This window comes from Pseudonocardia ammonioxydans (assembly GCF_900115005.1).
GTDB classification, from domain to species: domain Bacteria; phylum Actinomycetota; class Actinomycetes; order Mycobacteriales; family Pseudonocardiaceae; genus Pseudonocardia; species Pseudonocardia ammonioxydans.
Map to the genome: position 1 here is coordinate 191,532 of NZ_FOUY01000007.1, position 11,638 is coordinate 203,169.

Annotated in this window: 11 protein-coding genes; 2 read left to right on the plus strand and 9 right to left on the minus strand. The window is 69.2% G+C overall.

Annotated elements, in window-relative coordinates; genetic code table 11:
• Positions 1 to 12: 12 nt before the first annotated feature.
• Positions 13 to 1,182, plus strand: coding sequence for an MFS transporter (locus tag BM093_RS09725; protein WP_245773420.1), 1,170 nt, complete (start codon positions 13 to 15; stop codon positions 1,180 to 1,182).
• On the opposite strand, the gene BM093_RS09730 is transcribed toward BM093_RS09725, so the two are convergent.
• The 9 genes from BM093_RS09730 to BM093_RS09765 all read right to left on the minus strand — a co-directional run bounded on the left by BM093_RS09730 (position 1,170) and on the right by BM093_RS09765 (position 10,671).
• Positions 1,170 to 1,808: a helix-turn-helix domain-containing protein gene (locus BM093_RS09730; RefSeq protein ID WP_093340519.1), complete on the minus strand. Its 639-nt coding sequence runs from the start codon at positions 1,806 to 1,808 to the stop codon at positions 1,170 to 1,172. The genes BM093_RS09725 and BM093_RS09730 overlap by 13 nt on opposite strands.
• A gap of 185 nt (positions 1,809 to 1,993) precedes the next feature.
• Complete coding sequence (locus tag BM093_RS09735) at positions 1,994 to 3,616, minus strand: trimethylamine N-oxide permease (protein WP_093340521.1); 1,623 nt, start codon at positions 3,614 to 3,616, stop codon at positions 1,994 to 1,996.
• A 12-nt stretch (positions 3,617 to 3,628) separates the two neighbouring features.
• Entirely contained in the window at positions 3,629 to 3,760 is a 132-nt protein-coding gene (locus BM093_RS36575; RefSeq protein WP_218162722.1) for a putative transporter small subunit, read from the minus strand.
• A 71-nt stretch (positions 3,761 to 3,831) separates the two neighbouring features.
• Complete coding sequence (locus BM093_RS09740) at positions 3,832 to 5,499, minus strand: sodium:solute symporter family protein (RefSeq protein WP_093340523.1); 1,668 nt, start codon at positions 5,497 to 5,499, stop codon at positions 3,832 to 3,834.
• Positions 5,500 to 5,670: 171 nt separating this feature from the next.
• Entirely contained in the window at positions 5,671 to 6,123 is a 453-nt protein-coding gene (locus BM093_RS09745) for a hypothetical protein (protein WP_093340526.1), read from the minus strand.
• A complete protein-coding gene (locus BM093_RS09750; protein WP_093340528.1) occupies positions 6,116 to 7,528 on the minus strand; it encodes an FMN-binding glutamate synthase family protein in 1,413 nt (470 codons plus the stop codon). The genes BM093_RS09745 and BM093_RS09750 overlap by 8 nt, the downstream gene beginning before the upstream one ends.
• A 9-nt stretch (positions 7,529 to 7,537) precedes the next feature.
• Positions 7,538 to 8,332: a GltB/FmdC/FwdC-like GXGXG domain-containing protein gene (locus tag BM093_RS09755; protein ID WP_093340530.1), complete on the minus strand. Its 795-nt coding sequence runs from the start codon at positions 8,330 to 8,332 to the stop codon at positions 7,538 to 7,540.
• A complete protein-coding gene (locus BM093_RS09760; RefSeq protein WP_093340532.1) occupies positions 8,320 to 9,249 on the minus strand; it encodes a class II glutamine amidotransferase in 930 nt (309 codons plus the stop codon). The genes BM093_RS09755 and BM093_RS09760 overlap by 13 nt, the downstream gene beginning before the upstream one ends.
• A 27-nt stretch (positions 9,250 to 9,276) precedes the next feature.
• Positions 9,277 to 10,671, minus strand: a complete 1,395-nt coding sequence (locus BM093_RS09765; RefSeq protein WP_093340534.1) for a glutamine synthetase family protein — start codon at positions 10,669 to 10,671, stop codon at positions 9,277 to 9,279.
• 323 nt (positions 10,672 to 10,994) lie between these two features.
• Between BM093_RS09765 and BM093_RS09770 the strand changes: the two genes are divergently transcribed.
• On the plus strand, positions 10,995 to 11,638 hold a 644-nt coding region (locus BM093_RS09770), incomplete at its 3' end, for an FAD-dependent oxidoreductase (protein ID WP_245773421.1).

Sequence of the window (11,638 nt, forward strand, 5' to 3'; positions counted from 1 at the left end):
CATCGTTGCACCGTGGACCTCCGTCGTCGCGTGCTGCTGGTGCTCTGCCTGACCGAGATCACCAGCTGGGGCGTCCTGTACTACGCGTTCCCGGTGCTGGCGCCGGCGATCTCGGCCGACACCGGCTGGTCGCTGTCCGCGGTGACCGGGGCGTTCTCGGCGGGGCTGGTGGTCTCGGCGCTGGCCGGCATCCCGGTCGGGCGGCTGCTGGACCGGTGGGGGCCGCGGTGGCCGATGACGGCCGGGTCGGTCCTCGGCGTCCCCGCGGTCGTCGCGATCGCCTGGGCGGGCTCGTGGTGGTGGTTCCTGGCGGCGTGGCTGCTCGCCGGGCTCGCGCAGTCGGCGACGCTGTACCCGCCCGCGTTCGCGGCGCTGACCCGCTGGTGGGGCGGCGACCGGGTGCGGGCCCTGACCGGGCTGACCCTGGTCGCCGGGCTGGCCAGCACGGTGTTCGCCCCGCTGACGGCCGCGCTGCTGGAACCGCACGGCTGGCGGGGGACCTACCTGGTGCTGGCCGTCGTGCTCGGGGTGGTCACGATCCCGGCGCACCTGTTCGGGCTGCGCGGCCCGTGGCCGGACGCCCCGCCGCCCCCGCGCGGCGCGGACGCGGGCACGATCGCCCGCAGCCCGGCGTTCGTGCTGACGACGGCCGCGGTGTTCCTCGGCGCGTTCTGCGGGTTCGCGGTGGCGGTGAACCAGGTGCCGCTGCTGATCGAGCGCGGCCTCGACGTGGGGACGGCGGCCTGGGCGCTCGGCCTCGGCGGTCTCGGCCAGGTGCTGGGCCGGGCCCTCTACACCCGGGCGGTGGGCCGGCTCGGTGCGCGGGCCCGCGCCGTCGTGGTCCTGATGGGACTGGCGGCGACGACCGCGCTGCTCGGCCTGCTGCCCGGGCCGGCGTGGGTGCTGGTGGCGGCGGCGATGCTCACCGGTGCGGCCCGCGGGATCACCACGCTGCTGCAGGCCACGGCGGTGTCGGACCGGTGGCCGTCGCAGTACTACGGCCGGCTCAACGGCCTGCTCTCGGCGCCCGCGACCGTCGCGGTGGCCGTGTCGCCGTGGGCGGGCGCCGCCCTGGCCGGGCCGCTCGGCGGGTACCCGATGCTGTTCGTGGTGCTCGCCGGCGCCGCCGCGCTCGGTGCGGTACTGGCGCTGGGCAGCCGTCCGCGTGTCTACTGCGGATAGCCGGTGACGGTCAGGAAGACGACGGGCAGCGTGATCAGCGACTCCGGCCCGTGCGGACCCTCCCCGTCGAAGATCAGCGAGTCGCCCGGGCGCATCTCGTAGCGGGCCTCGCCGTGCACGTAGACCATCACGCCCTCGAGCATGTAGAGGAACTCCGTGCCGGCGTGCTGGAACACCGGGAAGACCTCGCTGGCCTCGGTCAGCGTGCACAGCAACGGCTCGAGTCGCTTGTGCTCCCCGCGCAGGGCGCCCAGCAGCCGGTACAGGTGACCGACGTGGCTCCCGCGCCGGATGATCAGCGCGCCCTGGCCGGCCGGGGTGAAGACGGCCTCCCGGTCGGCGTCGGCCCCGCGGAACAGGGCCGTCACCGGGATCTCCAGGGCCGCCGCCAGCCGCTTGAGGATCGACAGGCTGCACGAGGTCTGGGCGTGCTCGATCTTGGAGAGCATCGCCTTGGAGATCCCGACGTCCCGGGCGAGGGCGCTGATCGTGAGGCCCTTGAGCAGCCGGTGCTCCCGTGCCCGGGCGGCGATGATCTGCTCGAGGTCGTTGGTGTCGGCCTCGCGCGCGCCGGGCTGCGCCGCCCCCTGTCCCGGGTCGACGGAGCCGACGTGTCCTGGCCTCACCCCGGCGAGCCTACCCGTCACCCCGTTCGTGGCCGGTCCGGCGCTGTCCGTGCCGGGAGCTGGGCCGTCCGTGCCGGGAGCAGTGCCATTCGTGCCGGGGGCGGGGCCGTCCGTGCCGGCAGCTGGGCCGCCCACGACCGGTACGGCGCCGTCCCCGGCCGTGTCGTCCTCAGCCACCGTCGTCCTCAGCCACTGAGGCCGGCCAGGATCTGACCGATCACGATCATCGCGATCCCGCCGCCGAGCACCAGGTACGGCAGCATCCCGGCGCGCCGGACGAGCGCGCCACCCGGTCCCCGCTCGGAGGCGGGCAGGTCCTCGTACATCGTGTCCGGGAAGACGCCGCGGTCCTGGTAGAAGTGCCGGAAGGCGAACACCGGCAGGATCAGCGCCGCGCCGACCAGCCCGAAGATCAGCGCGCCGCCGCCCCACACGCTCGAGCCCCAGCCGAGCAGCAGCGCGTTGACGAACGCCAGGATCGTGCCGAGCGCCACCAGCACCGTCGGGGCACGGTAGGGCCGCGGGGTGGTGGGGTTGTCGATGCGGTGCATCCAGCCCGCGTTGAGGTTGAGGAAGTTGAAGATCATGTAGCAGACGGTGGACGCGGCCAGCACGAACACCGTGTCGCTGAGCAGCAACAGCACGAGGTTGAACACGAGGTCGGTCCACATCGCCCGGGTCGGCGCCCCGTGCCGGTTGGTGGTGCCCAGGAAGCGGGGCAGCCAGCCGTCCCGGGCGCCCTGGTAGAGCGTCCGCGACGACCCGGCCATCGTGGTCATGATCGTGAGCAGCAGCGCGAGCACCAGCATCACGATCAGCAGGTTGGCCACGACCGGCCCGCCGCCGACGATCTCGGTCATCGCCTGGCCCACACCGTCGCCGTCGACGATGCCGGGCTCGGCGAGCCGCTCCGGGCCGAGCGCGCCCTGGAACGCGATCGGGACCAGCAGGTAGATGACCAGGCAGGCCAGCCCGGCCGCGAGGATGGCACGCACCGTGTCCCGGCCGGGGTCGCGGAACTCGGCCGTGTAGCAGATCGAGGTCTCGAACGCGTAGGCCGACCAGGCGGCGATGAACAGCCCGCCGGCGAGCAGCGTCCACCCGGACAGGTCCCACGCGCCGTTGAGCGGCACGAACGGCGAGAAGTTCTCCGCGAGGACGTCACCGGTGATCAGCGGGACGATCCCGACGATCAGCAGCGGCACCAGCACGGCGATGCCGATGATCGTCTGCACCCGGGCGGCCCGCAGGATGCCGCCGTGCTGGAGCCCGAAGACCAGCAGCAGGAACAGTGCGGCGACCACGAAGGTCGAGTTGATCCGCAGCGCGAGGTCCTCCTGCAGGAAGTCCAGCGGGAGCAGCGTCAGCGACCAGGTGTTGATCACGGCGTCCGCCGGGAACAGTGCGGTGAGCACGTACCCGGCCGCCAGGCTGGACCCGATCATCAGCACCGGGGACCAGGCGAGCCAGTTGCACCAGACCGACAGCGGTGCGACGAGCTTGGAGTAGCGGACCCACGCCATGGCCCCGTAGACCGAGGCGCCGCCGGACTTGCGCGGGAACAGGCCGGCGATCTCGGCCCAGATGAACGACTGGATCAGTCCGAACGAGATGGAGACGCCCCACACCAGCACCGACGGCGCACCGATGGTGGCCGCGATGGTGCCGATGGAGAACAGGACCAGGGCCGGGACGCCACTGGCGATCCAGAACCCGCCCTTCCAGTCCAGGGTGCGGTGCAGGCGGTCGTCGTCAGCGGCGGCCGTCGGTGCTGTCGTACGTTCCGGGTCGGGTGCGATACCGGCCATCTCGAGTTCCTCTCAGATGATGTCGCGCCCCTCCCGGCGTGCCTCACGCCATTCGGCGAAGAAAGCCCGGGAGATGACGTACAGGATTCCGGCGACGACCGCCGGCCATACCAGGACGTAGATGGTCAACCAGATGACGTCCACACCTCCACTCGGTCGTGGTGCTCGGATCGTTGCGGGCGAAACGGGGACCAGGGGTCGGGTCAGGGGTCGGATCAGGGATCGGGCAACGGGTCCTCGCGGGGTTCGAGGGCCTCCTTCTCGTCGAAGTTGCCGGTGCGCTGCCGGATGACCGAGAAGTCGAACGTGCGCCCGGAGTTCACCGACATGGCGAAGCAGATCAGCGTGCTCACCGAGTAGGCGATCAGCGATGCGGACAGCACGGCGTAGGAGTGGACCGCGCCGAACGCGAACGGCGTGACGACGACCGCCGCCACCACCCCGACGATCCGGCCGGTGCGCAGCCCGAAGAACCCGAACGCCATCAGCCCGGCGATGACGCCCACGCCGAGGATGGCGAGCACGTCGACGGCGTAGGCGAGCGGTCCGACCAGGTCGACGAGCTCGAACCGGACCGGGATGAACAGCGCCAGCGCCGCGACGACGGAGGTGGTGAAGGCCGCGTTGGTGACCTTCTCCCAGTAGAAGCTGGCGATCACCGGGAAGACCAGGGCGCCCCACAGCGCGCCGACGAACACCAGCAGGTCGAGGATGTCGAGCCGCATGCTCGCCAGCACCAGTGCCGCCGCGGTCGCCGCCACCATCGTCAGCCGGCCGATCAGCAGCATCACCCGCGGGTCGGCCTTCTCCTTGCCGGCGATGTTCTGCCCGTAGATGTCGGCCATCGCGATCGAGGACAGGGCCGACAGGTCGGAGTCCCCGGTCGAGCACAGCGAGCCGATGATCAGCACGAAGAAGCCGATCAGGAGCGCGGTCGGCAGGTAGGTCGCCGCGAGCTGCGGGATCAGGTTGTTCGGGTCGCCGTCGAGCGGCTCCATCCCCAGGTAGAGGGCCAGTACCCCGAACATGCCCATCCCGATCACGGTCCCGCCGTAGCCGAGGGTGGCCGTCACGAAGGTCTTGCGGATCAGGTCCTCGCGGACGGCGAAGAGGCGCTGCGCGATCGTCTGGTTGCCGATCGCGTAGGCGAGCACTGCGGCGATGTAGGGCGCACCCTGGTTGAGGAAGGCCTCGCTGGAGAAGAAGTTGCTCTGCTCCGGGGTCAGGTTCGCGGCGCCGGTGGTGAAGGCCTCCGGGAACCCGGCGAGGAAGAACAGCGCCGGGATGAGCACGATGACCACGCCGAGCATCGCGACGACCTGGATGAAGTCGGTGAGCACGGAGGCGCGGAAGCCCGACCAGACGGTGTAGACGAGCAGGCCCACCGCGATCGCCACGACGCCGTGGGTGAAGCCCAGCGGCGTGAGCAGGGCGATCAGCACACCGCCGGCGATCAGGTTCGACGTCAGGCTGATGACGCTCCCGACCACGTTGGACACCGCGAGCATCAGCTGGCTCGACCGGCCGTGCCGGACGTACAGCACCTCGGCCAGCGTGTGCGCCTTCGGTGCGATCGACCGGATCCGGCGCCCGAACGGGTAGATGAACAGGATCATCAACGCGCCCCACAACCCGTAGTGGATCGGGCCCGAGATCCCGTAGAGGTATCCGGAGGTCGCCGAGGCGTACATCGACGAGGCCCAGATCCAGGTCGCGGTCATGCTCCCGGCCGAGATGCCGAACCCGACGCTGTTGCCGGCCGTCATGTAGGCGTCCGCGTCCTCCTGCTTCTTGGCGATCGTCCGGACGATGTAGAGCATCACCCCGAAGAAGATCACCAGGATCAGGACGGTGGTCACCCCGTCGAACCTCACGAGGTCCATGTCGGTCCCCCAGACTCCACGCCGAGTCCCTTCCGTGCTCGTCCGGCAGTCGCGCGCTGTCGGCACGCTGATCGGTGTCCGGGCACGTGTCCGGGGCGGCCGGGGTGGCCTCGTCGCCACCCCGGCCGTACCCCGGTGGTGCCCCTGGTCAGTGCCCCTGGTCGTGTCCGGTCAGTGGCCGGCCGGCGGCTCCCAGCCCTCGAGCACCGGGGGCCGCCAGTTCTCACCGACGGTCGGCGAGCCGGCCAGCCACGAGCCCAGCTCGGGCTGGGCGAACTTGGCGTGCCGGTACTTGAGCCAGATCCCGTACGAGTTGCCCTCCTGCAGGTGCTTGATCAGCACCTTGCGGGCGTACTCGTCCTCCCGGCCCTCGGGGATCGGGAAATGGATCTTCAGGAACGCGTTGGTGTACCGGTCGAAGACGGCCGGGATGCCGTCCTCGGACATCAGGTGGACGTCCTCCAGCCAGTTGATGTCGTCGCCGGGTGTGGCGGCGTCGAGATCGACGTCGTCGACCAGCGTGGCGTCGAACTGGTAGGGGAAGGTCTTGCCGGTCAGTTCCTCGGTGTCGATTCCCTGCCGGGTGCTCAGCTTGCGGTCGGACAGGTCGAACAGATCAGACATCGCGGTTGCCCCCGGTGTCGTTGGCGATGTGCTTGGCCAGCAGGTCCCGGATCTCGGTGAGGGTCTTCTCCTCGGTGACACCCGGGATGTACTTGGTGCCCGCGAGCGGGACGCGGGCCATCGCGGCGGCCTCGGTGGTGAGCGCGTTGAGGTCCTCGGGCTCGAGACTGTGCACGTCGGTCTTCCCGCAGGCACGGGCGAGCATCTGGACCTCGAGCGTCAGGGTGTGTAGGAAGTTGTAGACCCGCACCGCGGCCTCGTCGACGTTGAGCCGCTTGCGCAGCTCCGGGTCCTGGGTGGTGATGCCGGCCGGGTCCTTACCGGTGTGCCAGTGGTAGAAGTCGCTCGCCGGCACGCCGAAGGTGCCCTCGTAGTCGGCGCCCGCGACGTCCTTGTTGGAGCCCAGTGCCATCAGTGCGGCGCTGCCGATCGCCACGGCCTTGGCACCGAGCGCGATGCACTTCGCGATATCGGCACCGTTGCGGATCCCGCCCGCCACCACGAGGTCGATCTCGTCGGCGAGACCGACGTCCTCCAGCGCCCGTCGCGCCTCGGGAATGGCCGCCATCAGCGGGATGCCGGTCTCCTCGGTACCGATGTGCGGTCCGGCACCGGTCCCGCCCTCCGCGCCGTCGAGGTAGATGACGTCCGGTCCGCACTTGGCGGCCATCCGGACGTCGTCGTAGACCCGGGCGGCACCGAGCTTGAGCTGGATCGGGACCTGGTAGTCGGTCGCCTCCCGGACCTCCTGGATCTTCAGCGACAGGTCGTCCGGGCCCAGCCAGTCCGGATGCCGGGCCGGGCTGCGCTGGTCGATGCCGGCCGGGAGCGAGCGCATCTCGGCGACCTGTTCGGTCACCTTCTGGCCCATGAGGTGGCCGCCCATGCCGACCTTGCAGCCCTGTCCGATGAAGAACTCGACCGCGTCGGCCAGCATGAGGTGGTGCGGGTTGAACCCGTACCGGCTCTGGATGACCTGGTAGTACCACTTCGTCGACAGGTCGCGCTCCGGCGGGATCATCCCGCCCTCGCCCGAACAGGTCGCCGTACCGGCCATCGACGCGCCCTTGGCGAGCGCCATCTTGGCCTCGAGCGAGAGCGCGCCGAAGCTCATGCCCGTGATGTAGACGGGGATGTCGAGCTCGAGCGGCTTCTTCGCGAAACGCCCGCCCAGCACGGTCTTCGTCTCGCACTTCTCCCGGTAGCCCTCGATCACGAAGCGGGTGAGCGTGCCGGGCAGGAACACCAGCTCGTCCCAGTGCGGGATCTTCTTGAAGATCCCACCGCCGCGCATCCGGTAGCGGCCGAGCTCGGCCTTCATGTGGATGTCGTTGACGACCTCCGGGGTGAAGATCTGGCTCCTGCCGAGGACCGTGTTCTCCGAGGGTGCTGTCTCGTCTGCCATGTGACTCTCCTAGAGGACGAGCTTGCGCTCGGAGGGCTCGAGGGTGTCGTAGTTGTAGAGCTGCTTGCCGCAGACGAACTTCCGGAAGCGCTCCGGCCGGTCCATGCGGTAGATCCGGAACTTCCGGTCGAGGAGCTCGTCGTCGCGCGGCGTCATCTCCTCCTCGACGCAGTCGACACCGAGCGAGGCGACGGTCCCGGCGACGTAGATCTCGCCGTCGTACATCGAGTCGCCGAGCCCCGGGCCCGCGTTCCCGCAGATGATCTGGCGGCCGCGCTGCATCATGAACCCGGTCATCGACCCGGTGTTGCCGCCGACCAGGATCGTCCCGCCCTTCTGGTCGATTCCGGTCCGGGCGCCGACGTGCCCGCGGACGACGAGATCGCCACCGCGCATGGCCGCGCCGGTCAGCGACCCGGCGTTCTTGTCGACGACCACGACGCCGGACATCATGTTCTCCGCGAGCGACCAGCCGACGCGGCCGGTCACGTGGATCTCCGGGCCGTCGCCGAGGGTGCAGGCGAAATAGCCGAGGCTGCCGTCGACGGTGATCCGGCAGCGGGTCAGCAACCCGACGGCGATCGAGTGCTTCGCCCCCGGGTTGGTGACGGTGACCTCGGAGATGCCCTCGCCGTAGACCAGGCGACGCAGTTCCAGGTTGATCTGGCGCGTGCTCAGGTCGGCGGCGTCGACCACGGCCGAGTCGCCGTCGATCCGGGCGGTCTTCGGGGCCTCGGCGTCGGGCTCGGCGAGCCCGCGCACGTCGTAGCGCCCCGTGCGCGACGTCTCGTTCACCGCGACCACACCAGCACCTCCTTCTCGTAGGGGTCGTAGGAGTCGATCTCCTGGGGCAGGACGGCGCGGATCGCGCCCTCCTCGGAGGCCATCGCGACCAGGTTGTCGCCCTGGTGCAGGACCAGCGGCTTGGCCGCCATCTCGTCCTTGGCCATGCCGAGGCTGGTCTCGGTCACGACCATGTAGGTGAAGACGCCGTCGAGGTCGTCGAGGCTCTGCTTCATCGCGGTCTCGAGGTCGAGGCCGTCGGCGAGGCGCTCGGCCAGGTACACGGCGATGATCTCCGAGTCGCACTCGGACTGGAACCGGTGCCCGGAGCGCTCGAGCCGCCGCCGCCACTGGTGGTAGTTCGTCAGCTGCCCGTTGTGCACCACGGCGACGTCGGAGAACGGGTAGGCCCAGTAGGGGTGCGCCCCGGCGATGTCGACGTCGGACTCGGTCGCCATCCGGACGTGGCCGATGGCGTGGGTCCCGCGGAACGCGTCGAGCTTGTACTGGCCGGCGACGGTCTCGGCGTCACCCAGGTCCTTGACGATCTCGAGCGAGTGCCCGAGCGAGAGGACCTCGCACCCGGGGATGTTCTCGACGTAGTCGGCGAGCGGCTTGAGCTCGCCCTCGTAGCGGAACTCGGCCCGGTAGGCGTAGGCCGACTCGCCGTCCACCCGGTCGACCGTCGCCCCGATCTTGGACAGCCGCGACTCCACCTCGCGGCGGTTGCGTTCGAGGCGTTCGGCGAAGTCGAACTCGCCGGTCTCGTTCGGGTCGGCGAGCTTGAACCTCATGACCAGGCTGTCCTGCGGCTCGCCGTAGAGCGCGTAGCCGGAGGAGTCCGGACCGCGATGCTTCATCGACTGCAGCATCTTGGTCATCTCGAGGCCGACGTCGCCCGGCCCGTCCAGATGGATGATTCCAGCGATCCCACACATCGTGCGCAGTTCCCTTCGTGCGGAGTGTCAGGGAAGGATGTCCAGGTACTCCTTGATGTCCCATTCGGTGACGGTGGCGCAGAACCGCTCCCACTCGTCCCGCTTGTAGTGCTCGAACACCCGGTACATGTCGCCCGGGAGCGCGCTCTGGATCACCTCGTTCCGCCGCAGGGCCTCCAGCGCGTCCCCCAGGTTCATCGGGATCTTCTGGGTGGCGGTGCCCGAGGACACCTCGTAGCTGTTGCGGTTCTCCGGCGGTCCGGGGTCGAGGTTGCGGGCGAGGCCGTCGGCCATCGCCTTGATCAGCGCGGCGGAGGCGAGGTACGGGTTGACCGAGGAGTCGGTGGCCTTGTACTCGAATCGGCCCGGTGCGCTGACCCGGACGGTGGTCGTCCGGTTCTGGAAGCCCCAGTTCGCATAGACCGGCGCCCAGAACCCGGTGTCCCACAGCCGCCGGTAGGAGTTGACCGTGGGCGCCGTGACGCAGGTCAGGGCGTCGAGGTGCTCGAGGATGCCGCCGAGCGCGCTCAGCCCGACCTTGCCGGGCATCCGCGGGTTGTCCCCGTCGGGCATGAACATGTTCTTGTCGCCCTGCCACAGCGAGATGTTGTGGTGGCAGCTGTTGGCCGAGACGCCCATGAACGGCTTGGGCATGAAGCAGGGGAAGGCGCCCATCTCGCGCCCGACCTGCCTGCAGATCTGGCGGTAGGTGGTCAGCCGGTCCGCGTTGATCTCGGCCCGGTCGAACATCCAGTTCAGCTCGAGCTGGCCCGGGGCGTCCTCGTGGTCGCCCTGGATCATCTCCAGGTCCATCGCCTTGCAGTACTGCTGCACGCGGCGGATCAGCGGCTGCAGCTCGGAGAACTGGTCGATGTGATAGCAGTACGGCTTGGTCATGCCCTCGACCGAGGGGCTGCCGTCCGGGTTGAGCTTGAGCCACATCATCTCGGGCTCGGTGCCCACGCGCAGGTGCATGCCGGTCTCGCGTTCGAGCTCGGCCTGGATCCGCTTGAGGTTGCCGCGACAGTCCGCGCTCAGGTAGGCGCCGGGATCCTCTTCCTCCTCCCGGCCACGGAACAGGGTGCAGTACACGCGGGCGGTCTGGGGGTCCCAGGGGAGTGGCTGGAACGTCTCGACGTCCGGCAGGCCGACCAGCTCCCAGGCGTCGGCTCCGTAGCCGATGTAGTCGCCCCCGCGGTCGATGAACAGGTTCGCGGTGGACCCGTAGACGAGCTGGAAGCCCTTCTCGGCCATGCGTTCCCACTGGTCGGCCGGTGCCGCCTTGCCCATGATCCGGCCGGTGACGGAGACGAACTGGTAGTAGATGTAGTCGACGCCGGTCTCGTCGATCTTTCTCCGGACCTCGCGAACCGCTTCGTCGCGTCCTGGCTGGTTGAGGAAGTCGTGAAGATCGGTCGACATTCTGGACCTCCGAAGGTCTCGGGTGTCGGATCCCGACGTGAGCGCGACCACATCGGGTACAGCCCGCCTGAGTAGACCTCGTTTACCCACAGGTGACAACCCTCTGGTGTGAGTTTCTGGTGGCCGGCCGCCGTCGAGCTGCCGCCCTCGGGGCTTGATCGCCTGGTGGTGGCGTCGTGGATGCCGGTGCTCCGGATGCCGTAACCCGATGCACCACAAGAGCAGAAGATCGATCGTCTACTACGGGTGGACGTCGTTTCCGCCAGGTCCTATGCTCCGGGTCACACTCGATCGACACCACCACGAGAGCCTGGAGGCAACGCGTGGACGGATCGACCAACGGCGCCCGCGATGGCAGCGGAGCGCCGACGGGGAACGGGCGGGGTGAGGCCGGCAGGGCCGGCCTGTCGCTCAGACGGATCGGTGGCCTCTCCGGCAAGGCCGGTCACAACGGCAGTCGCAACGGCGTGAACGGCGACGGCAAGGTCCGCGGGTATTCCGCGTGGAGTCTGTTCCAGAAGGGGCTGACCGACGGGGAGTGGCCGCGGGCGTGGCGTGAGCACGAGATCGCCGGCAGTTATGACGTGGTGATCATTGGTGGTGGGGTGCACGGGCTGGCGACGGCGTACTACCTGGCCACGAATCATGGGATCACGAATGTGGCGGTGGTGGAGAAGTCGTATATCGGTAGTGGTGGTTCGGGGCGGAACACGGCGATTCTGCGGTCGAATTATCTGACGCCGGAGGGCGTGCGGTTCTATGACCGTTCGGTGAAGTTGTACGAGCATTTGGCTGCGGATCTGAATTTCAATGTGATGTTCTCGCAGCGGGGGCACATGACGTTGGCGCACAATGATGCGTCGTTGCGGACGATGCGGTGGCGGGCCGAGGTCAACAAGGTGCAGGGGGTCGATTCGGATGTGATCGACCCGGGTGAGGTGAAGAAGCTCGTCCCGTACATGGATGT

Coding starts and splice junctions, on each gene's coding strand:
- BM093_RS09735 (WP_093340521.1), bottom strand. CDS start 3,616: ATGGCCGGTATCGCACCCGACCCGGAACGTACGACAGCACCGACGGCC.
- BM093_RS09740 (WP_093340523.1), bottom strand. CDS start 5,499: ATGGACCTCGTGAGGTTCGACGGGGTGACCACCGTCCTGATCCTGGTG.
- BM093_RS09745 (WP_093340526.1), bottom strand. CDS start 6,123: ATGTCTGATCTGTTCGACCTGTCCGACCGCAAGCTGAGCACCCGGCAG.
- BM093_RS09750 (WP_093340528.1), bottom strand. CDS start 7,528: ATGGCAGACGAGACAGCACCCTCGGAGAACACGGTCCTCGGCAGGAGC.
- BM093_RS09760 (WP_093340532.1), bottom strand. CDS start 9,249: ATGTGTGGGATCGCTGGAATCATCCATCTGGACGGGCCGGGCGACGTC.
- BM093_RS09765 (WP_093340534.1), bottom strand. CDS start 10,671: ATGTCGACCGATCTTCACGACTTCCTCAACCAGCCAGGACGCGACGAA.